The sequence below is a fragment of the Pirellulales bacterium genome (assembly GCA_019694435.1).
Taxonomy (GTDB): domain Bacteria; phylum Planctomycetota; class Planctomycetia; order Pirellulales; family JAEUIK01; genus JAIBBZ01.
In genome coordinates this window covers 28,382-54,894 of sequence record JAIBBZ010000012.1, presented here as the reverse complement: position 1 = coordinate 54,894, position 26,513 = coordinate 28,382, and the positions used below count along the sequence as shown (strand labels likewise).

Below are 26,513 nucleotides of genomic sequence, written 5' to 3'. Positions count from 1 at the left end.
GGTCCGGCCGCCCCGGCTATTCGCCGAGCGCGATCACGAACGCCGTGGCGTGTGTGCGGCAATGTGAGACGCTGAGCATCCAGGTGGCGATCCCGCGCTCGGCGGCGATTTCAGCCACAGTGCCTTGCAGATGGACGCTCGGTTTGCCGCCCCTGAGGCTGCGGATCTCGACGTCGCGCCATTGAATGCCGGCACTCCAGCCGGTGCCCAGCGCCTTGAGCACGGCCTCCTTGGCGGCCCAGCGCGAGGCGAAGTGTTGCGTGGCCTGCTTGCGATTCTGGCAGTAGCGGATTTCGTCGCTCGTGTAGACGCGCGTCAGGAACACTTCGCCGTGCCGCTCGATCATCTGTGCGATGCGCAGGCATTCGGTGATGTCGGTGCCGATGCCGAGGATATGCTGCATGGACGTGTTCACTTCGGACGCGGTGCTCGCCAGGGCGGCGACGCTTAGCCGAGCTTCAAACCACAGGCCTGCTGCGCCCGGGCGAGCACTTCTCCCGCCTTGCGACGCGCCTGCGCCGCGCCGTCGCCCAGAATTTCGCGGATCCGCTGGGGGTGGGCCGCAAGTTCCTCACGCCGGGCTCGGGCAGGCGCGAAGTATTGTTCCGCGGCGTCGGCCAGGGCCTTCTTGATCTCGCCATAGCCGAACCCACCCCGGCGATAGAGTGCCGCAACCTCGGCGCATTGTTCAGCCGGGGCGACCAAGGCCAGCAACTGGTACAGATGATCGGTGTCGGGGTCTTTGCTGGCTTCCATGGCCCGCGAATCGGTGACGATCCGCATGATCTTCTTGCGCTGGGCCTTGGCGTCCTCGAACAACTCGAGCGTGTTGTTGTAGCTCTTCGACATTTTTTCGCCGTCGGTGCCCGGCACCCGGGCCGCGTTGGCCAAGACCTTGGACTTGGGCAGGCGAAACGTCTCGCCGAAATGGTGGTTGAAGCTCGTGGCCAGATCGCGGCAAACCTCGATGTGCTGCACCTGGTCTTCGCCGACTGGGACCACATCGGCGTCGTAGGCCAGGATGTCGGCGGCCATCAGCACGGGGTACGTGAACAGTCCCGCGTCGGCCTGCAGCCCCTTGGACTTCTTGTCTTTGTAGGCGTGGCAGCGTTCGAGCAGACCCATGGAGGTACCGGTCATCAGCAGCCAGCACAACTCGCTAACCTCGGGCACGTCGGATTGCACGAAGAGAATTGCATGCTCCGGATCGAGCCCCAGGGCCAGCAAATCGATCGCGGCGTCGAGCGTCAACTGGGCCAGCCGTTCGCGTTCGCGCACGGTGGTCAAGGCATGCAGATTGGCGATGAAGTAGTAGGCCTCGTTGCCATGCTGCAAATCGATGTATTGCCGGATGGCGCCAAAATAGTTGCCCCAGTGGAAACGGCCCGTCGGTTGGATGCCCGATAAAACTCGCATGATGCCCTTATCCTGGCAGGCAGGTGGCCGGGTGACTAGTGCGCCGCCGGAGCCGAACCGGCCGGCCGGCAGACTGCTTGTCCCGGCCGGGCGACCGTGCCGACGATGTCGGCGACCTTGTGCGCCCCCAGCTCGGCTAGCGCCGCCGGCAACCCGTCGAGAATCTGCATCGTCGCACGGGGTTGATAGAAATTGGCCGTGCCGATTTGTACGGCCGTGGCACCAGCCACGAGGAACTCCATCACATCGTCGAGCGTGGCGATGCCACCGATGCCGACCAAGGGGACATCGACCGCGGCCGCGACTTGGTACACGGCACGCAGCGCGATCGGCTTGATGGCCGGACCGCTGAGTCCGCCCATGCCGTTACCCAGCAAGGTCCGCCGCCGGCGCCAGTCTATGGCCACGCCGAGACAAGTGTTGATCAGCGAGATGCCGTCGGCGCCGCCGTCCGCCGCCGCTGCAGCGATCTCGACCAGGTTGGTCACATTCGGAGTCAGCTTGGCCAAGACTGGCACGCTGCAGGCGTCGCGGCAGCCCGCGACAACTTTCCGACACATGGCCGGATCGGTGCCGAAATCGACGCCGCCGCTGACGTTGGGACAGGAGATGTTCAGCTCGAGGGCCGCGACGCCCGGCTGGCCATCGAGCCGCGCGGCCAACGCCACGAATTCGTCGTAATCGTGGCCCGCGATGCTCACCACCGTGGCCGTCGGCAGCGAGGCCAGGTAGGGCAAATGGTGTTGGATGAACGCCTCAACGCCATCGTTGTCCAGGCCGATCGAATTGAGCATCCCGCCGGTAGTTTCGACGGTTCTCCACGGGGCATTGCCCGCTCGTGGCAACCGCGTGATCGTCTTGGGAAGGATGCCCCCCAAGCGGCCGAGGTCGACGATGCCGGCCATTTCGCGGGCATAGCCAAACGTGCCGCTGGCCACCAGGATCGGGTTGGCCAAGCGCAGACGTCCGACCTGGACGTGAAGATCGACGTCGTGCGCAGTTGGACCGGTCATCGAACCACGAGGGGGGCAGCAGGGCGCGAAAGAACCGTTGCGGCAATAGCAGTGCCAGGACGCACAACGGGAAACGTGGTGGGCAATGTAACGCCAGCAAGCGGTCGGCGGCAACTCACCACGGTGCTTGGGGTTGCTGCGCGCAACAAATGCTCAGCGTCGACGCGGCTGTCCGGATCGCGCGTCGACGCTGAGCGTGTACGAGTTCAGCGAGCTGCGGACTAGATGATGCCGCCGTGCGTGCGGTACGGCGTCTCATGGTCGGGCTGATCGAGGAACCAGAACCGCTCCCATTCGTCGAGGAGCAGTCGCAGATTCTCCGAGGTGAAAATCAACTGCTGCGTCCGGCGAACGGGGTCGCCTGAGTACGCCGGCAGGATGCAGCCTGTACAGGACGCCAGACTTGCGGCAACCAGAGCTGCAAAAAGCAATCCACGCATGTGACGAACCCTCCATGCAACACGTCTCGCAACCAACGCCTGCGGTCGTCGAGCGTGCCGTCGGGAATCCTAGTGTTTCCAGTTGAAAGTCGTTGTGCTGCCAGGGGTACCAGCAGGGCTCCGTCCCCAGGGGGGACTGCCAGGCCATCACCGGCAAATTCCAGGGCAAGTTGCTGCTCAGACCTCGACGAGGGAGCGGCAAATGCCTGTGTGACTTGAGGTTGGCGGCACCGCGGCGAAGATCAGTTCGCGGTGCTATCAGGTCCGCCAGATGGGGGCGAACCAGCTTGGCTCGGTGCCAGCTTGGCTCGGTGCCAGCTTGGCTCGGTGATCGCCAGTGCGGCTTAGGCGCTATTGTTGTCGTCGCCCAAGGTGCCCGTGCGGATGGCCGCTTGCTCGGCGAGTTTGGCCGCTTCGCGGGCTGCTTTTTGAGCCTCCAGCTCGCGGACGCGTTCTTCCATCTCCTTGCCCGGCTTGAAGGTTACGACGAACTTCTCCGGTACGTACACCTTGTCGCCCGTGCGGGGATTACGCGCCTTTCGGGCGGCCCGTTTCTTGACCTCGAAGACGCCAAAGTTCCGCAGCTCGATGCGTTGCTCCTCGACGAGCGTCTCGACGATGGCGTCGAACGTCTTTTGGACGATCTCCTTCGTCTTGAGCTGCGTGAGCCCGATCTCCTCGGAGATGGCTTTGACGATCTCTTTCTTGGTCACGACTCGATTCTCCCGCTGCGGTGCCCTCGTCAACAAGCCCCGGGCACATCCGGGCCGCTTGCAGCACGCCCACAGTCGCAAAACCGGGACTGGGCATCGGCCTTACTGGTTGCCCCAAGTGTAAATGCGGCAAGAACTAGAGTCAAGGTTTCCAGCATTGCGGCAGCATAAGTTGTCTTTGCAAGAACCCCTGACGGCGAAGCGTTGCGCCCCAGGGCGCAGCTTCGTCATCGTGGCATAAGTTCTGATTGTCAAAGAGCTTAGCGGTTTCTGGCTGAGTCCGGGATTGCTGCTTGCGACGTAAGTCTTTCACTATTCGTCGCTTACTGCATTTTCCGCGAAGCCCGCCAAAGCGTTTCAATCGTGGCCGGACCCATGGACCGGCTGCGCATCGGAACGCGTGGTAGCCTTATCGGCAACCGAAGCGGCAAACTTCAGCTAACCCGCAAAACCGGTACGACCCCCACCGAACGGATGGCGAAGACCCTCGGGCGTGCAGCCGGAGGGCTTAGACCCGGATCACCTCGATCCGCTCGACAATTTGCTGGAGTGCATGCAGTTTGCCCTGGCCGCTACCCGGGCAGATTTCGCAGGTTTCTTTCCAGGCCTGAGGAGACTTCAAATTGGACTCCCAAAATGGCCAAGTTCGACACTGCCGGGGCCGGTCTTCGTAGACCTTGCAGTTTCTGGCCTGGGGATCGAAGAACACGCAATCGCCGTTAGCAAACTCGATCAGGCTCCTCCGAACGCCGACCGCGCGCACGTACTTGCGCTCGAAATCGCCGACTTCCATTTTCAGCCGCGCGGCAAGGGCATCGATTTCGGCCTGATTGACCCAGACGAAGCCGGGGGCGCCGGTACAGCAATCGCCGCATTCGCTGCAGGTAAATCGAAGGCCTTCGCGGTACCAGGGTGCCGCGGCTTCGCCCGCCGTCGCGCGTCCAGGATTCTCACCGGCTGTTTTTTTCGAGGCGGACATAGATGAAACATCCGTGTTGAAGCGTTGTACCGGGAACTGCGAGGTGATCGGCGCTACAGCGCGCTGTGTGCGATCTCGGTTACCGCGTTGATCAATCGTTCGATGTGCTCGGGCTCATTGTAAGGGCCCAGGCTGGCACGTACGGTACCCCCGGCGCGGTCGGTCCCGAGCGCGCGGTGGGCCAGCGGCGCGCAATGCAGACCGGAGCGTACCTGGATGCCATAACCGCTGGCAAGCGCCGCCGCGACTTCGTCGGGCGAGTAACCGGCGACGTTGAAACTGACCACGCCTACGCGCGGCACGCCGGGGGCAGGGCCGTAGACGGTCACGCCGGCGATCGATTGCAGTCCCACCAACAGGCGCTCCAGCAGCGATGCTTCGCGTTCCCGGAATTCAGCGTGGTGCTCGTCGAGTTCTGCGAGGCCCGCGGCCAATCCGGCGAGGCCAAGTACGTTCAGATTTCCGCACTCGTATTTGTCCGGCAGGGTTTCGGGTTGCAGATCGCTTTCGCTTTGAGTACCGGTGCCGCCTTGGCGCACCGAATCGAGCGTGGATTCGAGGCCCGGCGCGACATAGAGGAGGCCCGTGCCGAGGGGGCCGAGCAACCCTTTGTGCCCCGAGGTCGCCAACAGATCGATGCCCAGGGCACGCACGTCGATCGGCACGTGTCCGGCAGATTGCGCGGCATCGACCAGCACATGGGCGCCACGGGTGCGCGTCAGGTCGGCGATCTCGCCGATCGGCAGCACCGCGCCAGTCACGTTCGACGCGTGCACGATCGCCACGAGGCGTGTTTCGTCGGTCCATGCTTGCGCGATGTCGTGCTCGTTGATGAGGCCACTGGCGTTCGGAGGCACGATCGAAACCGAGATTCTTCCGGCCGTCTCGAGCTTTCGCAGCGGCCGCAGGACCGAGTTGTGCTCGAGCGCCGTTGTGATGACATGGCCACCGCCTCGCGCCAGCAGCCCGTGCAAGGCCAGGTTCAGAGCATCGGTCCCATTGAGCCCGAAGACCACGCGGCGCGCTTCGCCTGCGCCCAACCATCGGGCGGCGCGGCGGCGGGCATCGGCGACCAAGGCACCTGCCTCGACGGCGTCGGAATACACGCCCCGCCCGGCAGCGGCCCCGTTGTCGCGGAGGTAGTGTTCGACCGCCGCATAGACGCGCTGCGGCTTGGGCCAGCTCGTCGCGGCGTTGTCGAGATAGACACGGGCCCTGTCGGACGCCATGGGAGCCGTCACCCCCCGATTTGGTACATGGCGCGTTCGGGGCGGACGAATTCGTCGGAATTGATTCCGTGGCCGGCCTTCTTTTCGGCCACGCAGTCCTGGACCAACGCGGCGATTTCGTCGTCGCTGGCCTCGCCGCGGAGCAGCGGCCGGACGTCCCATTCGACCGTCGAAAACAGGCAATTCCGCACCCGGCCCTCGGCGGTCAGACGCAGACGGTCGCATTCGGCGCAGAAGGCTTGCGTGACGGGGTTGATGAAGCCCACGCGGCCGCGGCCGTCGACATAGGCAAAGTCGGTCGCGGGCTGCGCCGGGTCGTTCCGCGCGAGCGGCACGAGCGGAGCGACTTCGCGCGCGATGATCTGTGCGACCTCGTCGCCGGATAGCACCTGCCGGTTCGCCCAATTGCCCTCGGCGTCGAGTGGCATGAACTCGATGAACCGCAATTCGAAGCCCTGTTGCCGCGCGAACCGGGCCAGGGGGACGATTTCGTCCTCGGTCAACCCACGAATCGAAACGGCGTTGAGCTTGATACCAGTGAACCCCGCGCTGTGGGCCGCGGACAGGCCGTCCAAGACCCGTTGCAGCCCGCGCCGGCGCGCGATCCGCTCGAACGTGGCTTCGCTGAGGGCGTCGAGGCTGACGTTCAACCGGTGCAGCCCCGCCTGCTTCAAGGCGGCCGCCTGCTCGGCCAGAAGCATGCCGTTGGTGGTCAGGGCCAGGTCTTCAATGCCGGGCACCGCGGCGAGCATGGCGACCAGCCGTGGCAGATTTTGCCGGACGAGCGGTTCTCCGCCCGTCAGTCGCACGCTTCGCACGCCCAGACGAGCGACGACGCGCACGAACCGCGTCATTTCCTCGAAGGTCAGGATTTCAGCGCGTGGCTTGAATCGCACGACCTCGGCCGGCATGCAGTAGAAACAGCGGATGTTGCAGCGATCGGTGACGCTCAGCCGCAGATCGGTATGGACGCGGCCAAACCCATCAACCAGCCTGGCGGAGGTGCTCATCGGGCGGCCTCCCGCGGAGCGCTGGGCTCTGGCCCCGCCGGAACACCTGGATGCACCCATTCCGTCCGACCGTCGGCCCAATTCTCCCGTTTCCAGATGGGGACCGATTGCTTGAGCGTGTCGATCAGCCATTGTCCGGCGGCGAACGCATCGCCACGGTGCGGTGTGCTCACGGCCACGGCCACGCTTGCCTCGCCGAGCTCGAGCCGCCCGAGACGATGCACGATGGCCACTTCGATCAGGGGCCACCGCTGCCGGGCCTCGGCTTCTAAGTCGGCCAGCACTTTGTCCGCCATGGCCGGATAGCCGTCGTAATCGAGGGCCAGGGTCTGTCGTCCCGCGGTCATTTCGCGCACGGTGCCCAGGAACAGCACCACCGCGCCGGCTTGCTTCGATTGCACATGCGCCAGCAGCGCCGCAGCGTCGATCGGGCTGTGGGTCAATGCGATCATGGCCGCGGTGCGGGGGCGGGCAACAGGGGGCAAAGGATGAGGCGCCGGTTGGCTCACACACCGGCTCGCAGAACTTGATCCTAGCGTGGCGATCGGCGCGCCGCGAGTTACCCGCCGCTGACCGGTGGAATGCAGGCCACGTCCGATTCGGGCGTTAGCCGCGTCGCATCGCTGGCATACTGCTCGTCCACGGCAAAGGCCAGCAGATGGCCCATCGATTCGAGCTGCGGCATTTGGGCCACCAGCGCCCGCCGGACGTCGCCCACGGTCGCTTCGCCCGGCAGCTCGATCCGCAGGCACTCTGTGCCGGCCAATTGACGCACGACGGCAAACAACCGGATCTCGAGCGAGAAATGGCCTGCGTTCACGTGACCACCAGTTCTTCGGTCCTGGCGGCGAGCAGCACCGCCGCCTCGGGCAGCAGCCCATACGACAGGGCCAACAGCTTGAGGGGGTGGATCGTCGGTTTGTTCGCGCCTTGTTCCATCTGAATCTTACAGGCCGAGCATTCGGTGGTGCCGGCCTGCAGGGCAGGGTGCCGCAAGCTGGTAATCAGCCCCCAGCCCGCACGCAGGCTGTTACGAAAGTTTTCGCGCTTGATTCCGAAGGTACCGGCCATGCCCGAACAGCCCTTATCGATCTTCTGAACGGTCAAGCCGGGAATCAGTCGCAGCAGGTTCAACGCAGGTTCGCCGACCTGGAGGGCCTTCATATGGCAGGGGGCGTGATAGCCCAGGGCGGCGTTGACCGGCTGCAGGTCGAGTTCGAGCTGGCCCTGGCGGTGCAGATTCCAAAGATAGGCGCACGCTTCGCTCGTGTTGCCGGCGACGAGCCGCGCGTCGGCGTCGTCGACCAGCAGCGGGTACTCGTAGGTCAGGCACAATGCGGCCGCCGGCTCGGTGGCCACGATGTGATACCCCTGGCGCACGGCTTCGGCCAATAGCGACACGTTGTGCTCGGCGGTGCGCCGCGCGGCCTCGAGCGCGCCCGCGGAGATCATCGACATGCCCGAGGGAGACTGACCTGGGTGCACATAGACAGCCACGCCGTTGTGCTCCAGGATCGCGACCAGCGCCTCGCCGATTTGCGGGTCGTGCACGTTGGCGTACGTATCGACAAAGTAGAGCACTTTGGGGCCGCTACGTCGGGTCGGCCGGGTCAATCGCCGCCGAACGGCGCGGCGCAAGAACGTGCGGCGCGCATAGCGCGGCAATTTGCGGCCTTGCGCCAGCCCGAACGATCGCTCCAGCAGCCAGCGCGCTTGCGCATTGGCCGCCAGCCAATTGACCAGCGGCGCCATCCGGCTGCCGATCGCGGCCAGCACGTCGAGCCGGGCCAGCAGCCAGTCGCGCACCGTCTGTCCATTGACCGCCACGTAGGCCGCTTTGGCCTCGACCATCAGCCGGGGGATATCCACGTTCGACGGGCATTCCAGGCGGCACATCTGGCAGTTGACGCACAGATCGGCCACGGCCTTGAACTCGTCGCTGGCCGCGGTCCGAGCGTCGAGCTGGCCACTCAGCACGGCCCGTACCAGATTTGCCTTCGCGCGGGGCGATGCTTCTTCGCTGGGGGCGAAGCGGAAGATCGGGCACATCCGCACGTCGCTTTCCTGGCTGCGACAAGCGCCGCAGCCGTTGCAGTCGCGAGCGGTTTGCGACAGCTCGCCCGGCTGCCAGCGCAATTGCAGAGTCGACAAGGGCAGTGCGGGGGCAGGCGTTGCAGCCGGCTCTGGCGCGGCGGCAAATTGCGACAGATCAGGCGGCCGCATCCGCTCGGTGTCCAACGCCCGTTCGTCGCTGATCACCTTGCCCGGGTTGAGCAGGTGCAGCGGGTCGAACAGGTCTTTCACCTCGCGAAAGACCTCGTAGAGCGCGCCCGATTGCCGTTGCAAATAGGGGGTGCGGCTGTAGCCCGAACCGTGCTCGCCGCTGATCGACCCGCGGACGTCGAAAACCGCCTCGTACAGGTCGCGGGCCAGCGGCTCCATGCGGGCCACGTCCTCGGGATTTGTCGGGTCGAGAAACGGCCGCAGATGCAGTTGCCCCTGCGCGGCATGCGCGAACAGCGAGCCGATGACCTGGTGCTGCTTGAGCACGTTTTGCATACGCGCGAGAAAGCTCGGCAGCACCTCGGGGGGCACGGCGATGTCTTCCACGAACGGCAGCGGCCGCGTCGGACCCTTCAGGCGGAACAGGTTGGGTGTCACGTTGCGCGACAGCTGCCAGAAGAGGTCGACGTCGTCGCGGTCGAGCGCAATGCGCGAGTCGAACGCCAGGTTGTCTTCGCCGGTGACCTGGGTGATCGACTCTTGCAGCCGCTGGCGGACTTCGCCGGGGTCGTTCCCGTCGTGCTCGACGAGCAGTAACGCCTCGGCGCGAGGCGGAATCAGCGCGTCGTATCGCGCCTCGACCTCGCGGGCCAGGCTCAGATGGCGCCGGTCCATCAGGTCGCAGGCGCTGGGACTCAATGGGACCAGCTCAAGCGCCGCGCGCGCCGCAGCTTCGAGCCGATCGAAAAACAACATCGCCAGCCCGCGATGACGGGGCAGCGGATCGGTGACGAGCGTGGCTTCGGTGATGAGCGCCAACGTGCCTTCCGAACCGCAGAGCAGTCGTGCCAGGTTCAAATGGTGCTCGGTGAGGATCCCCGCAAGATGGTAGCCCGCCCGGTTGACCCGCGATCCGGGACGCAGTGCGGCGACGAGCGACGCATTGTCGGAAAGCAGCTCGACCAGACCGTCGATGAGCAGCTGCCGACGCGTCGGGGCTTCGGCTTCGGTCGCCTGGCGTGGCTCTCGGCCCACTTCCAGGAGCGTGCCGTCGGCCAGCACGACCTGGAGGCTTTCGACGCGTGTCGAGGCCGAGCCGTAACGCGGCCAGCGGCTGCCGCCGGCGTCGATGGCAATCACGCTCCCCATGGTCGTGACGTCGCTCTTGGCCGGATCGGGGCCAAACAGGCGGCCGAACGTGCGCAGATAGTCGTTCAGCCGCGCCAGGACGACGCCCGGCTGCACGCGCACCGTCGTCGAACCGACTTCCAGCACGCGCCGCAGAAACCGCGAGAAGTCGATGACCAGGCCTGGCCCCAGCGATTCGCCGGCCAGGCCGGTCCCCGCGCCGCGGGCATGGACGGGAATGCCTTGCTCGGCGGCGTATTGCATGGTGACGACGACGTCGTCGGTGCTGCGCGGCATGACGACGCCCAGCGGGCGCACCTGGTACAGGCTCGCATCGCTGGCATAGAGCTGGACGAAGATATCGTCGCAGCGCACCTCGCCGCGCAGCAGGCCGCGCAGGTCTTCCTGGAGTCGCGCCCGTCGTTCGTCAATCACCACCGGCCTCCGAAGAGCCCCCGCCAGGTGGGGATGATACGCCAAAGCGGCCCGACGGGGGACTCCGGTCCCGGGAGCAGGGCTTTACTGGCGGCCGCCATAGATGAGCGTCATCACCTCGGTTCGGCTCGACAAGTGCGAACGGAAGATGCCGCGCATGGCACTGGTCACGCACAGGCTGCCCGGTTTCTTGATGCCGCGAATCGTCATGCACGAATGGCTGGCCTCGATCACCACGGCGACACCTTTCACGTCCAGCTCCTCGACGAGCAGATCGGCAATCTGCTCGGTCATCCGCTCTTGCACCTGCGGGCGCCGGGCTACGACGTCGACCACCCGGGCCAGCTTGCTCAGGCCGATCACGCGGCCATTGGGCACATAGCCGATGTGCGCCTGGCCGATAAACGGCAACATGTGGTGCTCGCACATGCTGTTGAAGCTGATGTCCTTGACCAGCACCACTTCGTCATATTTTTCGGTGAAGAACTTTTGCAAATGTACGCGCGGGTCCTCGTGCAGGCCGGCGAACAATTCGGCGTACATCCGCGCCACGCGGGCCGGGGTTTCGCGCAGGCCCTCGCGGTCGGGGTCTTCGCCCACGGCGGCCAGGATTTCTCGCACCGCGCGGGCAATGCGCGCTTGATCGACCGCCGCGGCGCCGGCCTGCGGCGCACCGTTGGCCTCTGCGGCCGACTCTATGGCCGGCTCACCCGAAGAACATGCCATCGAGACGTTCCCCCGTGCGTTCCAGAACACGACATCGCGTTGCCCAAGCTGATCCTAGGAGCACCCCCCGGCGGAATCAAGTTGACCGCCCGGGCAGGCCTGCCGGCTCAATTCGCGCTGAAATCCGGCGGAAACGGCGTGCGCAGGACGGCCCTGGGCTGCTCGTCCGAAGTCGCCGCCAGATACGCGATGAGCAAGCTTGCCCGCCGATCGACGTCGGGTTCCGCCAGTAGCCGCGTCTTGAGCGGCAGAGGGAGTTCGAGCGCATAGCCGAGAATGTCGGTCAGCGGACCGAGCGTCAACTCGCTGCCCATGAGTTGTTCCAGTTGTTGCGCTTCGACGACCTTCGGCAGCACCTCGCGAAAGACGTGCAACAGCTTTAGTTGCAGCGCCGGTCGCTGCGACGCGGTCGCCGGCGAGTAGACGTCGTCGAGCAACTCGGCCTTCGCCTCGCGGAATTTGCGATCGGCCGGCAATTCTTGAACGAGGCGTACTCGAGATTCGCCGTGCAGCAGAATGTTGTAGCGGCCGTCGTCGAGCTTCTGGTGACCGACGATGCGGCCGAGGCAGGCGATGGGTTCGAGCGGCGGGCGGCCCTCGTAGTCGTTTTCCCAACCCGGCTGGAGCAGCGCCATGGCGATCCGCTGATCGCCTTCGAGTGCCGACCCGATGAGGTCTCGATAGCGCGGCTCGAAGATATGCAGCGGCTGCAATACGTGCGGAAACAGTACCAGGTTCGGCAGCGGAAACAGCCGCACGCGTCCGCGAAACGGCTCGGGCGGCGGCAACAAGTCATCGTCCATGGAGAATTGATCCGGTTCCAAGCACGCCGGGCAACATCCGGGCCGGCGCGCCCTCGTGGGTCCTGCATGTAGCGTACCTTGACGCCCGTTGCCTCGCAGCCGGCGGCCCAACGGTCCAATTGCGGGGCCGACCTCGCCGCCGGTTTGCTATGATGCCGCGGCCGGCTACTCGTTGTCCGCTGCATTTTCTGAATAACCCCACCCATGACGCAGGACGATTCAACGGGTTTTCTCGCTTTCGCCATGCAGCGGAAGCATAGCGCGGGCCGGCTGCTGGAGGCCGAACGCTGGCGAATCGTGTCGCTCCGCTCGGGCCATTTGAGCGTCGAGTGTCATGTGCCCGAGGCGGTACTTAATCTGGGTGGCTTCGTATTCGGCGGGTTTACGCCAACGTATGTCGATTTTGTCGCCATCTGGACCTGTATGACCACCATGGAGGGCGATCTGGCCTGGTTGTCGACCGTCAACATGCGGATCGATTACCTCGAGCCGATCCATCCTCCGGGGTTTCGCATCGACAGCCGCGTGGTGAACGTCCGCAAGCGCGACTACCTGGTCGAAACGCAGTTTCGCGGCGCGGACGAAACGCTGTTGGCCTTTGCCTTGACCAACTTGCGCAAAATGTCGGACCGGTCGCTGCGCGAGCTGTGACGGCGCAGACCGGCACGCGCCGGCCGGCCGATTTGATCGACGCTTGACATCTTTCAGGGGCCTTCTGAGAATCCGTTAGCGTTTGATTACTCCCGGCGAGCGGAGCAAGCGGTGTCCACGAGCGGCGCGCGCATGGTGCGATCGACTTCGGCGACCAAGGGCACGCGAACCCGCGGCCAGGTCGGCGCGCAGCCGCGGTCCAAGTCGACTGCGCCGCGCCGCCGCGATCCACGGCAGCACGCCGCGACCGTTTTGGCCGGCCTCGAGCGGGCCTACCCCGATGCGCACTGCGCCTTGCGGTTCAGCAATTCGCTCGAATTGCTGATTGCCACGATCCTCTCGGCCCAATGCACCGATCAACGGGTGAACCTGGTCACTGTCGAGTTGTTTCGCAAATATCGCTCGGCGGCCGACTATGCCCGCGCACCTTTGTCCGAGCTGGAACGCGCCATCCAGAGCACGGGCTTTTTTCGCAACAAGGCCAAGAATATCCAGGCCTGTTGCCAGCGCCTGGTGAGCGAACATGGCGGTCGTGTGCCCCGACAGATGGAAGACTTGGTGCAATTGCCCGGCGTAGGCCGCAAGACGGCCAACGTCGTACTGGGCACCGCCTTCGGAATCGCCTCGGGAGTGGTCGTCGACACGCACGTCGGCCGGCTCAGCTTGCGGCTCGGGCTGACCAAGGCCAAACAGCCCCAGCGCGTCGAGCAGGATCTGATGGCCGTGCTGCCGCGCGATGCCTGGGTCGATTTCAGCCACCGTATGATCCATCACGGCCGGGCGATTTGTACGGCCCGCAAGCCGAAATGCGACGTCTGTCCCTTGGCCGAGGCGTGCCCTCGCGTCGGCGTCAAGAGTTCGGCGTCTCGATGATGCAGCGAGTTTTCTGGCGATATCTCGGTAGGGCGTAGCGACGGCAATGATTCTCTCCGGACAAGAAATCCTGGCGCGGCTGGGCGGCGACGTTCAGATCGAGCCGTTCGACCCAGCGCGGTTGAACCCGAACAGCTACAACCTATCGCTGCACAACGAGGTGCTGGTCTACGAGGAAGTCGTCCTCGACATGCGCAAGCCGAATCGCGTGCGCCGAATCGAGATCCCGCCAGAGGGTTTGGTCCTGAGCCCCGACCAGCTGTACCTGGGGCGCACGGTCGAGCGGACCGCCACGCGCAACCTGGTGCCGATGATCGAGGGACGCTCGTCGATCGGCCGGTTGGGGCTGTTCGTGCACGTGACGGCCGGGTTCGGCGACGTCGGCTTCGCCGGATTCTGGACGCTGGAGATGTTCGCCGTGCAACCGATCCGCGTGTACGCGGGCGTGCCTATCTGCCAGATCTTCTATCACGAAGTCTGCGGCGAGATCAGCGAATATCCCGGCAAGTACCAGCACAACCGCGACATTCAGCCGAGCCTGCTCTACAAGGAGTTCGGCCCGGGAGAGAGCCGTGACCCGCAGATGTGGCTCGATTTCGGCATCGAGCCGCCGGGCGATTGAGCGGCACCGGTCGTGCTGTCGTGCTTAGACGACGGCAAAGTAGTTTTCGACGGCAAAGTCGAAGTGATCTTTAGTCAGCTCCAACGGCCAGCCGTTGAACTGGCAGTAATTGCGCACCTGCAACAACAAGTCGCGCGGCTGGCAGCACCGCAGCGGCCGATTGATCGACGTGTAGTGCGTCGAAATCAGGTAATTGATGGCCGCCTCGTTGTAGGTGAACCCGAACTTGGGGCACAGGATTTCGAACAGCCGGCGGAATTCGGCTTCGCTCGGGTCGATCACTTCGACCTTGTAGGGAATGCGGCGCAAGAACGCATCGTCGCACAAGTCGCGCGGCTGTAAGTTGGTCGAAAAGACGATCAACTGGTCGAACGGGACCTGGATTTTCTTGCCGCTCGGCAGGTTGAGGAAGTCGTACCGCTTTTCCAGCGGCACGATCCACCGGTTCAGCAGTTCGGCGGTACTCATGCGCTGCCGGCCGAAGTCGTCGATCACGAGCGTGCCGCAGTTGCTCTTTAATTGCAGCGGCGCTTCGCTGATGCCCGTCGATGTGTTGCGCGTGACTTCGAGCGAATCCATGGTCAATTCGCCGCCCACGATGATCGTCGGGCGGCGAATCCGGATCCAGCGCTTGTCGATCTTGAGTTCGTCGATCAGGCCCGCGCTTCCCGGCAGGGGCACTTCGTCGTGGCACGTCGGATCGAAGAGCCGGATGATTTCGCCGTCGATACCCAGCGCGCGCGGAATCCAGATGGTCTCGCCGAAGCATTTCGTCACACGCTCGGCGATACTCGTCTTGCCATTGCCCGGCGCACCGTACAAGAACAAGCCGCGGCCCGAGTTGATCGCCGGCCCGAGCCGCGCGAACATGTGGTCGCTCAGCAGCAGATCGTTGAAGGCGTGCTTCAACTCGTCGGGGCCGGGGTGTTGCGTGGTCAGCGTTTGGGCGGCCACGCTTTCCAGGTAGTGATGCAGGTGGACCGGCGCCGAACCGAAATAGGTCGATTGATCGTTCAGCCGCCGGGCCCGTTCGCGGCCCATGTCGGAAACTTGATATTCGTAGTCGCCCATCACCGCCGTATTGCGGTAGTAGATGAGCTGGTCGTTCTTCAACTGCCGCAGGATGTTCTCGACGATTTGGAAAGGCAGCTTGATCTGGTCGACCAGTTGACGGCCGGTGCCCGAGCCTCGCGCGAACAGGCACTTGAGCAGCAGGGCCTCGACCTCGCTTTCGGTCAGCTTGGCCTCGACCAGCGTTTTCGGCTCGGTCGGCAGAAACAACTCGCCGAGCTTGGCGGCCTTCGGCGAAATCGCGGGGCCGGCAGGGCTTGCAGGCGCCGGCTTGGCTGGCGCTGGCCGCGCGGGCGCGGGTGCCGCGGCAGGCTTGAGCACGCTCCCGTCGCCGACGATGTTCGAGATCCGCGTCAGCAGCGTCTGCAGGGTCGCGTCGGCCTCTTCGCCGGCCGTCTTTTTCGGCGTCGCATCCGCAGAAGGCGATGCGCCGGCTTCGCTCCAGGGCTCGCTCCCTGATTGAACGCCCTTTCCGGTTGCAAGCTGTGCCAACAGGCTTTCGCGAGCGGTGTCGGTCATGGTACCCCTGGAGCCTCTAGCGCACCTGCTTCGAACTGCCCACGCTCGGGCGAACCAAGGTAAGCCTAGGTTGCCCCCGACCGTCGGCAAGCGCCCGGGGCTGCCAGGGCCGAAGTGAGCGGTCGCGCCGGCCGGACCGGCTGTGCTGGCAGGGACGAGCAGGTCCGGCGAACCCCCTGGGGAGGCGCAGCCGAGGCCAGGGCCCCAGACAAAACGCCGCCGGATCGCTAAAATCCGCCGGCAGATGGACCACCGGGGCCTGTTGCAGCGTTGCCGGTGCCAGGTTCGAGAAGACCCATTTTTCTGACGGCTGCTGGCCGCGAGGACCCATAAATCCATGTCTGCTGCACGCGTGACCGATCCGTTCCAAGCCCGCGGTACCTTCGAGTCCGGACAGGGGCCAATCGGGATCTATCGTCTGTCACGGTTGGAAGAACTCGGTCTGTGCAACGTATCCCAGTTGCCCTATTCAATTCGCATCCTGCTCGAATCGGCCCTGCGTAACTGCGACGGCTTTGAAGTCAGCCAGGACGACGTAAAGAAGCTGGCAGGCTGGAAGGCCCAGGGCTTGCCCGAGGTCGAAATCCCCTTCAAGCCGGCGCGGGTCGTGCTGCAAGATTTCACGGGCGTGCCGTGCGTGGTCGATCTGGCCGCGATGCGCGGCGCTATGCGGCGTCTCGGCGGTGACCCCAAGCGGATCAATCCGCTGATTCCGGTCGACCTGGTGATCGACCACTCGGTGCAGGTTGATGCGTTCGGTTCGAGTTCCGCGCTGGAACAGAACGTCGCGCTCGAGTTCGAGCGCAACGGCGAGCGGTACGAGTTTCTGCGCTGGGGACAGTTGGCGTTCGACAATTTCCGCGTCGTGCCGCCGGCCGTGGGTATCGTGCATCAGGTGAATCTCGAGTACCTGGCCAAGGGCGTGTTCGTCCGCCAGGATCATGCGGGGCCCGTGGCGCTGCCCGACTCGCTCGTCGGCACCGACAGCCATACCACGATGATCAATGGCCTGGGGGTCCTGGGCTGGGGCGTCGGCGGGATCGAGGCCGAGGCCGTCATGCTCGGCCAGCCGATCTACATGTTGCTGCCCGAGGTGGTCGGTTTCGAGCTGACGGGCAAGTTGCCACCGGGCGCCACGGCGACCGATCTCGTGCTGCGGGTGACCGAGATGCTTCGCGCCCACGGCGTCGTGGGCAAGTTCGTCGAATTCTTCGGCTCGGGCCTGCCTTCGATGCGCCTGGCAGATCGGGCCACGATCAGCAACATGGCTCCCGAATACGGGGCCACGATGGGCTTCTTCCCGATCGACGATGAGACTCTGCGTTTCTTGCGAACCACAGGCCGTAGCGACGCGGAAGTCGCGCTCGTCGAGCGCTATACGAAGGAACAGGGGTTGTTTCTGACGCCCGGCTCGCCGGTGCCCAAATTCAGCCAGACCCTGTCGCTCGACATGTCGACGGTCGAACCGAGCCTGGCGGGGCCCAAACGCCCGCACGACCGCGTCGCACTGCGCAGCGTCAAGCAAGAGTTTCAGCAGTCCCTCACCGCGCCCTTCAACAAGCGGGGCTTCGCGCTCGAAGGTTCGGCGCTGGCGCGCAAGGCGACCGTGGCGGACAACGGCGCCTCGACCGAAATCGGGCACGGCGCCGTCGTGATCGCGGCGATCACCAGCTGCACGAACACCAGCAACCCGTCGGTGATGCTCGGCGCGGGCATCCTGGCGAAGAAAGCCGTGGCGCGGGGCCTTCGCGTCCGGCCGTACGTCAAAACGAGTCTGGCACCAGGGTCGCGCGTCGTGACGGACTATCTGGAACGTGCCGGACTGACCGCGGCGCTCGATCAGCTCGGTTTCCAAACAGTCGGCTACGGCTGCACGACCTGCATCGGCAACAGCGGCCCGCTACCCGAGCACGTGGCCGCGGCCGTAACCGGCGGCGACCTCGTGGCGTCGGCCGTGCTCAGCGGCAATCGCAATTTCGAAGGGCGCGTCAATCCGCTCGTGAAGGCGAATTACCTGGCTAGCCCGCCCTTGGTCGTGGCCTATGCCTTGGCCGGGACGGTCGACATCGATCTGACTAAAGAGCCGCTCGGCACTGGATCGGACGGCAAGCCGGTCTACCTGGCCGACGTCTGGCCGACTCACGAGGAGATTGCCCAGGCGATCGACGCGAACGTGCGCCCGGAGATGTTCCGTGAGCGCTACAACAACGTGTTCGCATCGAACGACAAATGGAACCAGATCAAAGTCGCCAAGAGCGATCTGTATGCCTGGGACGCAGCGAGCACCTACATCCAAGAGCCGCCGTTCCTGGCCGAGTTGACACGCGAGCCGTCGCCCACGCAGCCCATCGCCGGCGCACGCGTACTGGCGGCCCTGGGCGACTCGGTCACGACCGATCACATTTCACCGGCTGGCTCGATCGCCAAGGACAGCCCGGCCGGAAGGTTCTTGATCGACCACGGCGTCCAGCCGCGCGATTTCAACAGCTACGGCGCGCGGCGCGGAAACGACCGCGTGATGACGCGCGGCACCTTTGCAAACATCCGCATTCGCAACTTGATCGCCCCCGGCACCGAAGGCGGTGTGACCCGGCACTTGCCCGACGGCCAGGTGCTGAGCATTTACGACGCGGCGATGAAATACCAGCAAGCGGGAGTGCCGCTGATCGTGCTGGCGGGTGCCGAGTACGGCACCGGTTCGAGCCGCGACTGGGCGGCCAAGGGAACGTATCTGCTCGGTGTCCGGGCCGTAATCGCCGTCAGCTTCGAGCGCATTCACCGCAGCAACCTGGTGGGGATGGGAGTTCTGCCGCTGGAGCTGCCCGCCGGGCAGACGTGGCAAGGACTCGGCCTGACCGGCGAAGAGCTGTTCACCGTTCACGGCCTCGATGAGACCTTGCGGCCGCGCGGAACGTTGGAGGTCGAGGCTCGCGACGCGAGTGGTGCGGTGAAGAAGTTCAAGGTCACGGCGCGCATTGACACGCCGGTCGAGCTCGATTACTACCGCAACGGCGGCATTCTGCAGACGGTGCTGCGTAAGGCGCTCGCCGGCGGCTGAGTTCCGGTCACGCTGGCATGCCGCCGCCTACCGCGCGGGGCAGGCACGCTACCGGTGCGGGGCAGGCAGGCTACCGGTGCCGGGCCAGTTCTTGACCCAACATGACAAAGTCGTCTTTGTAGCGCTGCAGGGCCTCGTCGGGGTTCAGATTGAACACCGTGCGGCCCAGCGTGTGCCAGCGCCCTTTGTCATAGTGGAAGACGGCGGTCGCTTCGCGTAATTGCGCCGTGCTGCCGTAGTCTTCTTGATAGGGGTTGTCGAGCAGTCCGCCCGCGGTGGGTTGATCGCAGGCAATCGTGACGCCGACAAACGCGCACAAACGGCCCGTGCGACGGTCGCGGGCATAGGTCACGTCGTTGCTGAACTCACAATCGTTCCAGCGCAGGTGAGGTGCGCGACCACTGTTGGCAGCTAATTGGAGAAAGCGCGCCTCAAGACGCTCGCGCTGGCGGTGAAACTCGCGCCGCTCGCGGGCAAAGCGAGCTTCGCGCAACGATTTGCGCATCGGCCGCCAAATGAACACAGCGGCCAAACACGCGAATACGATGGGCACGCCAAGAATGCCCCACAGGGTTACCATCCACAACTCCCCAAGCATGCGACGTCGCCGCAGAATCCTGCCCCGGCCCTTACTCAAATTCTAACTAGGGCTGCTTCAATCTGGCAAGCAATAATGGCCAATTCTGGACGCGCCGACTTACGTGTCGCCGCGCGGATTCCGCGCCCGGAACCGTACAGCTACGCGGGGGGGCGGGAAGGCCTCACGATCGGCATAAACTTGCCGAAGTTGTCCATTGAAGCCGGCGGCTTCGCGCCCATATTGGAGGGCCATGCCGATTCTAGGTGCGCACATGTCGATCGCCGGTGGCTACTACCGGGCCGTGGAATATGCCCGCAAAGCCGGCTGCGACTGTGTGCAGCTTTTCACGAAGAACAACAACCAGTGGCGGGCCAAACCGATCACGCCGGATGAGCAGGCGAGGTTCCGCCAAAGTCTTGCGGATAGCGGCGTCGAGCATCCGATCGCACACAACTCGTACCTGATCAACCTTGCGGCCCCCGACGCGGACTTGTGGAACAAGAGCATCGACGCGATGGTCGTCGAACTGCAGCGCGCCGGACAATTGGGCATTCCGTTCGTCGTCGCGCATCCGGGAGCCTACACGACCACCAGCGAGGCCGTCGGTTTGCGGCGCATCGTTCGGGCACTCAACACGATTCACAAACAGACGCCCGAGGTGCCTGCCCGGATCCTGCTCGAAACAACCGCCGGCCAGGGGAGCTCGCTCGGTTGCCGATTTGAACATCTGGCACGTCTGATCGAGGGCGTGAAGGATCCCGAGCGTGTGGGGGTCTGCGTCGATACGTGCCATGTGTTCGCCGCGGGCTACCCGCTGGCCGATCGCAAGGACTACCTGGCGACGTTTCGTGCGATGGATGCCACGTTTGGGTTGGAGAAGATCCGTGCCTTTCACCTCAACGACAGCGTCAAGCCGTTGGGGTCCCGGGTCGATCGACACGCGCACATCGGTGCCGGGTGCCTGGGGCTGGAGCCATTCCGGCATTTGATGAACGATCGGCGTTTTCGGCAGGTGCCCATGTACCTGGAAACGCCCAAGGGGACTCGCGACGGCGAAGATCTCGACCGGATCAATCTGCGCGTGCTGCGCGGCCTCGTGGCCAGGTGAGAAATGTCCCAAAAACGAGGGGTGAACAAGGGGGGCCGGGCCGTCGCCGGGAGCCCCATGCCGGCTATGCGGCCTGTATCGCGGAAGCGTGTTTGTTGCACCCGAGCGGGGAACATTTGCCGATCCTACGACACGCCGCCGCTTGGGGTTACGGTCTGGCGCGTTGACCGTTTCCGCGGGTACCGATAGAGTTTCCTGGGTCTGCCATCTGCAATTGCTGCAGTTTCGCGGCGGCAGGCCCGGACAGCCGACTCCACCGCGGGGGACCGCGCGATGGCCCTCAAGTATTTCAAACGCTATCGGATGGAGATCGAGCTCCCGGGGCGCGATTTGACGCTGCCTCCGCTGCCCGAGTGCTACCGCGTCGTCGCCTGGAAGCCCACGCTCGTCGACGAGCATGCCCGGACCAAGTACCTGAGTTTTCGGACCGAGATCGACGCGAATGTGTTTCCGTGTCTCGGGGAGCACGATGGCTGCCAGCGGCTGATGCGCGAAATCGTACGCAAGACGGGTTTCCTCCCCGGGGCGACGTGGCTGATGGCCTACGAACCGGACGGGCCCGGTGATCCGGAATACTGCGGCACGATTCAGGGCATTTGCGATCATACCGGCCTGGGAGCCGTGCAGAACTTGGGCGTGGTGCCCGAGCATCGCGGCCGAAATCTGGGCACCGCCTTGTTGATGGCGGCTCTGAACGGTTTTCGAGCAGCGGGCTTGCGCCGCGCTTTTCTCGAGGTCACGGCCCAGAACGACGGCGCAATCCGGCTTTATCGCCGGCTCGGCTTTGCGAAAGTGCGGACCGTCTACAAAGCGGCCGAAATCGACTACAGCGAAACGCTCGCGCGCGGAACCGCTTGATTCTCGCGCGCCGCGCGTGGCGGCACGGCGCCGATATGCCGGTTCTGCCTGCCCTGCCGATCGCAGCGGCTTTGCGGGCCACAGCCGCCACTTGCCCACCTGGGAGTAGGGCCGCATACTTGCGCCGCCTTCTGTGCGGCGCAATTGGCGGGCATCAGGCCGAGCAGGCACGAGCGATTCCGAGTGAACTCCCAGCAAATCTTTTCCGAGACCTTGCCCAACGGCCTGGTGCTGGTGGCCGAGCCGATGGACTGGCTCGATTCGGCCGCTTTTTCCCTGCTGGTTCCCGCCGGGAGCGCATACGATCCCGACGACAAGCCCGGCCTGGCGAGTTTGACTTGCGAACTGGCCCTGCGTGGCGCCGGGCCGCGCGATTCGCGGCAGTTCGTCTGCGACTTGGACAACCTGGGCGTCGAACGGGCTGAAAGCGTCTCGGACGCCCATACCAGCTTCAGCGTCGCCACGCTGGCGGCGAGCCTGCCCAAGGCCCTGGCCATCTATGCCGACGTGCTCCGCGAGGCGCACTTGCCTGGCGATCAGCTCGAGGCCAGCCGCCAAGGTGTATTGCAGGAGTTACGCGCCGTCGAAGACGAGCCGGCCCACAAGGTGATGCTGGAGCTGCGGCGGAATCTCTACCAGTCCCCGTGGGGGCGGCCGAGCCTGGGCGAGGTCGCGGCACTCGAATCGGCCACGCTGGCCGACGTGCAAACCCAATATCGCCGGCTGTTCCGGCCCAATGGCGCAATCCTGGGCGTTGCCGGGAGATTCGATTGGGACGTGTTGCGCGCACAGGTTGCCGAACTGTTTGGCGACTGGCAACCGCAGAGCGTCGAATTAGGTCCCGAGTCGCAAAGGCCGCCGAGGGTGGTCCATATCGATCACGAGACGAATCAAACACAGATCGGTGTGGCCTACCCGAGCGTGCCGTACCGGCATCCCGACTATTTCGAGGCCTGGGGGGCCGTCGGCGTCTTGAGCGGCGGCATGAGCGCGCGGCTGTTTACCGAGGTGCGCGAGAAGCGCGGCCTGTGCTACAGCGTGTCGGCGTCGTACCACACCTATCGCAACCGCGGCGCGGTGCTGTGCTATGCGGGCACCAGCGCCGAACGCGCACAAGAAACGCTCGACGTGCTCGTGGGCGAGTTGGTCCGGCTCAAGGCCGGGGTCCTGGCCCACGAACTCGACCGGCTCAAGGCCCGGATCAAGAGCGGCCTGGTGATGCAGCAGGAATCGAGCTCGGCGCGAAGCGGCGCGGTGGCCCGCGACTGGTACCACTTGGGCCGGGTGCGATCGATGGACGAGGTCGCGACCCGCGTCGATCAGTTGTCGTGCGAATCGATCAGCGCCTACCTGGCGGCCAATCCGCCGCAGGCATTCACGATCGTCACGCTGGGGCCCAAGGCGTTGGAGGTGCCCTGTGGAATTTAAGCGCGCCCAGCTCGACAACGGCCTGGAAGTGATCGCCGAGTGCAATCCGAACGCCTACACGTCGGCCGTGGGATTTTTTGTGCAGACGGGTGCCCGCGACGAGTCGGACCAGGTGGCGGGGGTGAGCCACTTCCTCGAGCACATGGTGTTCAAGGGCAGCGAGCGACGCACGCCCGACGACGTCAATCGACAGTTCGATGAGCTGGGCGCGTCGTACAACGCCTTTACGAGCGAAGAGAGCACGGTCTATTACGCGTCGTTCCTGCCGGAATACCTCGAGCGGGTGGTCGATATCTGGAGCGATATCCTCCGGCCCGCCTTGCGCGACGCGGACTTTGACACCGAAAAGCAGGTGATCATCGAAGAAATCCGGATGTACGAAGACCAGCCGCCCTTCGGCGCCGACGAAAAATGCAAAGCGGCGTTCTTCGGTGAGCATCCGCTCGGCCGCAGCGTGTTGGGTACCATCGATTCGATCGGCCAACTCCACGCCGACCAGATGCGCGAGTACTTCCGGTGCCGCTACAGCCCGCGGAATATCGTGCTGGTCGCCGCGGGTCGCATCGAATTCGACCGGCTCGTCGATCTGGCGGCTCGCCATTGCGGTCATTGGCTTGCCGCCCCTGCTCCGCGCGAAGTCGTACGGGCCAAGCCGTTGGTGGGCTTTCACGCGATCTGCAAAGCGTCGGCGACGCAGCAATATGTCTTGCAGCTCTCCGACGCGCCCGCGGCCACCGACGCCGACCGATTCGCCGCGAAGCTACTGGCGACGGTGCTGGGAGACGATTCGGGCAGCCGGATGTACTGGGAACTGGTCGATCCGGGGCGGGCCGACCAGGCGAGCCTGGGCCATTATGAGTATGAAGGCTCCGGCGCGTTCATGACCTACTTGAGCTGCGAGCCGGACCTGATCGCCGACAATCTGCAGCGCGTGCTCGATTTGTTTCGCGAGGCCGAGTCCGACGGCATCACGGCCGCAGAACTCGACCAGGCGAAGAACAAGATCAACGCGCGCGTGGTGCTCGCCAGCGAGCGGCCGCGCGGGCGGCTGTTCAACTTGGGCTCGAACTGGACGCATCGTCGCGAGTATCGCCGGGTGCAGGACGACCTCGCGGCGGTCGACGCCGTGACGCTCGACGACCTGCGGGCGGTGCTGGCCAAATATCCGCTCAGCCGCAACACCACCGTAACGATCGGCCCGCTCACCACCGTGGCCGCACCCCGTTAGGCGCAATGCTCCCGACTGGCGCGTGCCGGGCCGGGGTCCGCTCGCCAACCGCTGCGAGAAGGCAGTCCATCGATGGAATCCCTGAAGAAACTGCTCGACTTCTTCCTGAAGCTCGACGATCACCTGGCCCGCGTTGTCGCCGACTATGGCACGTGGACCTATGCGATCCTGTTCGCGATCATCTTCTGCGAGACGGGCCTGGTCGTGACGCCGATCTTGCCGGGCGATTCGCTGCTGTTCGCCGCCGGGGCGTTTGCAGCCAAGGGGGCGCTCGATCTGACCACGCTGTTGGTGCTGCTGTCGATTGCCGCCGTGGGCGGCGACGCCGTGAACTATTCGATCGGCAAGTACCTGGGCCCCAAGGTGCTCACCGGCAACTCGCGCTTCCTGAAAAAGGAATACCTCGACAAGACGCACGCGTTCTTCGAGCGCTATGGCCAGATGACGATCATCATGGCGCGGTTCGTGCCCATCGTGCGAACGTTTGCTCCATTCATGGCCGGCGTGGGCACGATGAGCTACCTGAGATTCGCCAGCTACAACGTCGTCGGTGGCATCTTGTGGGTGCTCAGCATGACGCTGGCCGGCTACTTCTTCGGCGCGATTCCCTGGGTGCACGAGCACTTCGAGGCCGTCGTTTTGGGTATCGTGTTCGTCTCGTTGCTCCCCGCCGTGATCGAGGCCATTCGTCTGCGCTGGCAATCGCGCAAGGCAGAGCCGGCCAACGAAGCGGCGCGTTAAGCCTTCGGGCAAGCGCCGGTCGGTGCGCCCTGTGGAAGCTAATCGCGCGGCAGCGGAGCGTCGGTCGGCGACAGCCCCTGGGTGCTGAACTCGCGCCACAGCCGCTGGCCGAGCGTGCTGTGATGTCGGCCGTACAGGAAATAGATCACCAGGCCGATCACCAGCCACACGACGAGTCGAATCCAGGTGTCGAGCGGCAGAAACAACATCATGATCACGTTGACCACGATGCCCGTCGGCGCCACCAGCCAGATCACGGGGCAGCGAAACGGGCGTACGGCGTCGGGACGTTGACGCCGCAGCAAAAGCACCGAAAAGCAGACGATGACAAACGCCAGCAGCGTGCCGATATTGACCATTTCGCCCAGCTTTTCGATCGGCGTCGTGGCCGCGATCACGCTGATCAGAATGCCGGTGACGATCGTCGTCAGGTGCGGCGTCTGATATTTCGGATGCACCTCGGCAACCGCGGGCGGGAGCAATCCGTCGCGGGCCATGGCCAGAAAGATCCGCACCTGGCTTTGAAAGGTGATCAGCAACACGCTGGTCATCCCCGCCAGAGCACCGGTGGCGATAAGCGCCGTCGCTCCGCGCAGCAGGGCGCTGTTCTCTGCGGCGGCGCGTTGGCTGAAGGCGGCGGCGATCGGCGCGCCGATGTCGATCTTGTGATAAGGCACCATGCCCGTAATCACGGCGGCCACGCCGACATAGAGCAACGTGCAGAGACCCAGCGAGACGAGAATGCCGATCGGCATGTCGCGTTGGGGATTGTGCGCCTCTTCGGCATGGGTCGAAATGGCGTCGAAACCGATGTAGGCGAAAAACACGATCGAGGCCCCGAGCATCAGGCCCGAGAGGCCATAGGGCGCAAACGGCGAACGAATCATCTCATCGAGCGGCTGCAGCCAGCGATCGATTCCAAGCACGCCCAGGAGTCCCCAACGGTTTGCGTCGTGGCTAGCCTGGCCCGCGGCGTCGACCGGGATCGACGTCCAGTTCGCCGGGTCGATGTACGACACACCGATAGCGATTACGAACAGCACCACGACCAGCTTGACCAGCACGAGGATCGCGTTGGCTGTCGCGCTTTCGCGAATGCCGATCACCAGGATCGTGGTCACGAGGACCATGATGCCGAGTGCCGGAAAATTGAGCGCCAGGTAGCTGCCAAACTTGTCGGAGTGCGTGAACGGATCGAGCGACAAGCCCGGCCCCACGAGCGGCAGTCCCAGCGCTAATAGTAACTCGTTGAGGTAATGACTCCACGCCGCGGCCACGGTCGCGCAGCTCATGCCGTACTCGAGGATCAGGTCCCAGCCGATGATCCAGGCGAGGATTTCGCCCAACGTGGCATAGGCATAGGTGTAGGCACTGCCGGCCACGGGGGCCATGGCGGCGAATTCGGCATAGCACAAGGCCGCCAGCCCGCAGCCGAACGCCGCGACCATGTACGACGCGACCACGGCGGGGCCGGCGTCCTGCGCCGCGGCGCGGCCGGTCATGACGAAGATGCCCGCCCCGATGATCGCGCCGACGCCGATCGCCGTGAGCGAGAAGGGGCCCAGCACGCGACGCAGCCGATGCTCGCCGGCCATCTCAGCCAGCAGCGTCTCGATGCTCTTGCGGGACAGCAATTGTTTCCAAAGCGTCATGCTCGTCGG

General features: G+C 64.7%; 25 protein-coding genes. 9 read left to right on the top strand and 16 right to left on the bottom strand.

Features of this window, described 5'->3' with window-relative positions; all coding sequences use genetic code 11:
• Positions 1-16: 16 nt before the first annotated feature.
• From acpS to K1X74_11250, 13 genes are all read right to left on the bottom strand, one after another.
• Complete coding sequence (gene acpS, locus K1X74_11310) at positions 17-403, bottom strand: holo-ACP synthase (GenBank protein MBX7166908.1); 387 nt, start codon at positions 401-403, stop codon at positions 17-19.
• Between the two features lie 44 nt (positions 404-447).
• Entirely contained in the window at positions 448-1,416 is a 969-nt protein-coding gene (trpS, locus tag K1X74_11305) for a tryptophan--tRNA ligase (protein MBX7166907.1), read from the bottom strand.
• Between the two features lie 35 nt (positions 1,417-1,451).
• Positions 1,452-2,429, bottom strand: a complete 978-nt coding sequence (locus K1X74_11300; protein MBX7166906.1) for a dihydroorotate dehydrogenase — start codon at positions 2,427-2,429, stop codon at positions 1,452-1,454.
• A 221-nt stretch (positions 2,430-2,650) separates the two neighbouring features.
• Positions 2,651-2,869 (bottom strand): hypothetical protein, encoded by a 219-nt coding sequence (locus K1X74_11295; GenBank protein MBX7166905.1) that lies wholly within the window; start codon positions 2,867-2,869, stop codon positions 2,651-2,653.
• 344 nt (positions 2,870-3,213) lie between these two features.
• Entirely contained in the window at positions 3,214-3,582 is a 369-nt protein-coding gene (locus K1X74_11290) for an integration host factor subunit beta (GenBank protein ID MBX7166904.1), read from the bottom strand.
• Positions 3,583-4,090: 508 nt separating this feature from the next.
• Positions 4,091-4,561 (bottom strand): YkgJ family cysteine cluster protein, encoded by a 471-nt coding sequence (locus K1X74_11285; GenBank protein MBX7166903.1) that lies wholly within the window; start codon positions 4,559-4,561, stop codon positions 4,091-4,093.
• Positions 4,562-4,614: 53 nt separating this feature from the next.
• Positions 4,615-5,790: an aminotransferase class V-fold PLP-dependent enzyme gene (locus K1X74_11280; GenBank protein ID MBX7166902.1), complete on the bottom strand. Its 1,176-nt coding sequence runs from the start codon at positions 5,788-5,790 to the stop codon at positions 4,615-4,617.
• Between the two features lie 8 nt (positions 5,791-5,798).
• The gene (gene moaA, locus K1X74_11275; protein MBX7166901.1) at positions 5,799-6,800 is read right to left on the bottom strand and encodes a GTP 3',8-cyclase MoaA; all 1,002 of its coding nucleotides are present in this window, start codon (positions 6,798-6,800) and stop codon (positions 5,799-5,801) included.
• Positions 6,797-7,252, bottom strand: a complete 456-nt coding sequence (locus K1X74_11270; protein MBX7166900.1) for a molybdenum cofactor biosynthesis protein MoaE — start codon at positions 7,250-7,252, stop codon at positions 6,797-6,799. Before K1X74_11270 ends, moaA begins: the two co-directional genes overlap by 4 nt.
• 107 nt (positions 7,253-7,359) lie before the next feature.
• The gene (locus tag K1X74_11265; protein ID MBX7166899.1) at positions 7,360-7,620 is read right to left on the bottom strand and encodes a MoaD/ThiS family protein; all 261 of its coding nucleotides are present in this window, start codon (positions 7,618-7,620) and stop codon (positions 7,360-7,362) included.
• Positions 7,617-10,583: an anaerobic glycerol-3-phosphate dehydrogenase subunit C gene (locus tag K1X74_11260; protein ID MBX7166898.1), complete on the bottom strand. Its 2,967-nt coding sequence runs from the start codon at positions 10,581-10,583 to the stop codon at positions 7,617-7,619. Before K1X74_11260 ends, K1X74_11265 begins: the two co-directional genes overlap by 4 nt.
• 87 nt (positions 10,584-10,670) lie before the next feature.
• Positions 10,671-11,312, bottom strand: coding sequence for a GTP cyclohydrolase I FolE (folE, locus tag K1X74_11255; GenBank protein MBX7166897.1), 642 nt, complete (start codon positions 11,310-11,312; stop codon positions 10,671-10,673).
• A 107-nt stretch (positions 11,313-11,419) separates the two neighbouring features.
• A complete protein-coding gene (locus K1X74_11250; protein MBX7166896.1) occupies positions 11,420-12,115 on the bottom strand; it encodes an LON peptidase substrate-binding domain-containing protein in 696 nt (231 codons plus the stop codon).
• 243 nt (positions 12,116-12,358) lie between these two features.
• Here K1X74_11250 and K1X74_11245 point away from each other — a divergent pair, with 243 nt between their 5' ends.
• From K1X74_11245 to dcd, 3 genes are all read left to right on the top strand, one after another.
• Positions 12,359-12,766 carry a PaaI family thioesterase gene (locus K1X74_11245; protein ID MBX7166895.1) on the top strand — a complete coding sequence of 136 codons (408 nt, stop codon included), beginning with the start codon at positions 12,359-12,361 and terminating at the stop codon, positions 12,764-12,766.
• Positions 12,767-12,898: 132 nt separating this feature from the next.
• Positions 12,899-13,639 (top strand): endonuclease III, encoded by a 741-nt coding sequence (gene nth, locus K1X74_11240; protein MBX7166894.1) that lies wholly within the window; start codon positions 12,899-12,901, stop codon positions 13,637-13,639.
• Between the two features lie 46 nt (positions 13,640-13,685).
• Positions 13,686-14,261 carry a dCTP deaminase gene (gene dcd, locus K1X74_11235; protein ID MBX7166893.1) on the top strand — a complete coding sequence of 192 codons (576 nt, stop codon included), beginning with the start codon at positions 13,686-13,688 and terminating at the stop codon, positions 14,259-14,261.
• 24 nt (positions 14,262-14,285) lie between these two features.
• On the opposite strand, the gene K1X74_11230 is transcribed toward dcd, so the two are convergent.
• Entirely contained in the window at positions 14,286-15,515 is a 1,230-nt protein-coding gene (locus K1X74_11230; protein ID MBX7166892.1) for an AAA family ATPase, read from the bottom strand.
• A gap of 673 nt (positions 15,516-16,188) precedes the next feature.
• Here K1X74_11230 and acnA point away from each other — a divergent pair.
• Complete coding sequence (acnA, locus tag K1X74_11225) at positions 16,189-18,909, top strand: aconitate hydratase AcnA (GenBank protein ID MBX7166891.1); 2,721 nt, start codon at positions 16,189-16,191, stop codon at positions 18,907-18,909.
• A 70-nt stretch (positions 18,910-18,979) separates the two neighbouring features.
• Here acnA and K1X74_11220 read toward each other — a convergent pair whose 3' ends face one another.
• Positions 18,980-19,489: a hypothetical protein gene (locus tag K1X74_11220; protein MBX7166890.1), complete on the bottom strand. Its 510-nt coding sequence runs from the start codon at positions 19,487-19,489 to the stop codon at positions 18,980-18,982.
• Between the two features lie 271 nt (positions 19,490-19,760).
• Here K1X74_11220 and K1X74_11215 point away from each other — a divergent pair, with 271 nt between their 5' ends.
• The 5 genes from K1X74_11215 to K1X74_11195 all read left to right on the top strand — a co-directional run bounded on the left by K1X74_11215 (position 19,761) and on the right by K1X74_11195 (position 24,852).
• The gene (locus K1X74_11215; GenBank protein MBX7166889.1) at positions 19,761-20,597 is read left to right on the top strand and encodes a deoxyribonuclease IV; all 837 of its coding nucleotides are present in this window, start codon (positions 19,761-19,763) and stop codon (positions 20,595-20,597) included.
• Between the two features lie 273 nt (positions 20,598-20,870).
• Entirely contained in the window at positions 20,871-21,455 is a 585-nt protein-coding gene (locus tag K1X74_11210; GenBank protein MBX7166888.1) for a GNAT family N-acetyltransferase, read from the top strand.
• Between the two features lie 246 nt (positions 21,456-21,701).
• On the top strand, positions 21,702-22,883 hold the full coding sequence (locus tag K1X74_11205; GenBank protein MBX7166887.1) for an insulinase family protein: 1,182 nt from the start codon (positions 21,702-21,704) through the stop codon (positions 22,881-22,883).
• Entirely contained in the window at positions 22,873-24,111 is a 1,239-nt protein-coding gene (locus K1X74_11200) for an insulinase family protein (protein MBX7166886.1), read from the top strand. Before K1X74_11205 ends, K1X74_11200 begins: the two co-directional genes overlap by 11 nt.
• An 81-nt stretch (positions 24,112-24,192) precedes the next feature.
• The gene (locus tag K1X74_11195; GenBank protein ID MBX7166885.1) at positions 24,193-24,852 is read left to right on the top strand and encodes a DedA family protein; all 660 of its coding nucleotides are present in this window, start codon (positions 24,193-24,195) and stop codon (positions 24,850-24,852) included.
• Between the two features lie 38 nt (positions 24,853-24,890).
• Here K1X74_11195 and K1X74_11190 read toward each other — a convergent pair whose 3' ends face one another.
• Positions 24,891-26,504, bottom strand: coding sequence for an amino acid permease (locus tag K1X74_11190; GenBank protein MBX7166884.1), 1,614 nt, complete (start codon positions 26,502-26,504; stop codon positions 24,891-24,893).
• Positions 26,505-26,513: the final 9 nt, after the last annotated feature.

Excerpts from the sequence above, each read along its gene's own strand:
- K1X74_11215 (MBX7166889.1), top strand. The coding sequence starts at position 19,761 with ATGTCGATCGCCGGTGGCTACTACCGGGCCGTGGAATATGCCCGCAAA.
- K1X74_11250 (MBX7166896.1), bottom strand. The coding sequence starts at position 12,115 with ATGGACGATGACTTGTTGCCGCCGCCCGAGCCGTTTCGCGGACGCGTG.
- nth (MBX7166894.1), top strand. The coding sequence starts at position 12,899 with ATGGTGCGATCGACTTCGGCGACCAAGGGCACGCGAACCCGCGGCCAG.
- K1X74_11295 (MBX7166905.1), bottom strand. The coding sequence starts at position 2,869 with ATGCGTGGATTGCTTTTTGCAGCTCTGGTTGCCGCAAGTCTGGCGTCC.
- K1X74_11285 (MBX7166903.1), bottom strand. The coding sequence starts at position 4,561 with ATGTCCGCCTCGAAAAAAACAGCCGGTGAGAATCCTGGACGCGCGACG.
- folE (MBX7166897.1), bottom strand. The coding sequence starts at position 11,312 with ATGGCATGTTCTTCGGGTGAGCCGGCCATAGAGTCGGCCGCAGAGGCC.
- K1X74_11300 (MBX7166906.1), bottom strand. The coding sequence starts at position 2,429 with ATGACCGGTCCAACTGCGCACGACGTCGATCTTCACGTCCAGGTCGGA.
- K1X74_11280 (MBX7166902.1), bottom strand. The coding sequence starts at position 5,790 with ATGGCGTCCGACAGGGCCCGTGTCTATCTCGACAACGCCGCGACGAGC.
- K1X74_11210 (MBX7166888.1), top strand. The coding sequence starts at position 20,871 with ATGGCCCTCAAGTATTTCAAACGCTATCGGATGGAGATCGAGCTCCCG.
- dcd (MBX7166893.1), top strand. The coding sequence starts at position 13,686 with ATGATTCTCTCCGGACAAGAAATCCTGGCGCGGCTGGGCGGCGACGTT.
- moaA (MBX7166901.1), bottom strand. The coding sequence starts at position 6,800 with ATGAGCACCTCCGCCAGGCTGGTTGATGGGTTTGGCCGCGTCCATACC.
- acnA (MBX7166891.1), top strand. The coding sequence starts at position 16,189 with ATGTCTGCTGCACGCGTGACCGATCCGTTCCAAGCCCGCGGTACCTTC.
- acpS (MBX7166908.1), bottom strand. The coding sequence starts at position 403 with ATGCAGCATATCCTCGGCATCGGCACCGACATCACCGAATGCCTGCGC.
- K1X74_11190 (MBX7166884.1), bottom strand. The coding sequence starts at position 26,504 with ATGACGCTTTGGAAACAATTGCTGTCCCGCAAGAGCATCGAGACGCTG.
- K1X74_11270 (MBX7166900.1), bottom strand. The coding sequence starts at position 7,252 with ATGATCGCATTGACCCACAGCCCGATCGACGCTGCGGCGCTGCTGGCG.
- K1X74_11205 (MBX7166887.1), top strand. The coding sequence starts at position 21,702 with ATGGACTGGCTCGATTCGGCCGCTTTTTCCCTGCTGGTTCCCGCCGGG.
- trpS (MBX7166907.1), bottom strand. The coding sequence starts at position 1,416 with ATGCGAGTTTTATCGGGCATCCAACCGACGGGCCGTTTCCACTGGGGC.
- K1X74_11220 (MBX7166890.1), bottom strand. The coding sequence starts at position 19,489 with ATGGTAACCCTGTGGGGCATTCTTGGCGTGCCCATCGTATTCGCGTGT.
- K1X74_11245 (MBX7166895.1), top strand. The coding sequence starts at position 12,359 with ATGCAGCGGAAGCATAGCGCGGGCCGGCTGCTGGAGGCCGAACGCTGG.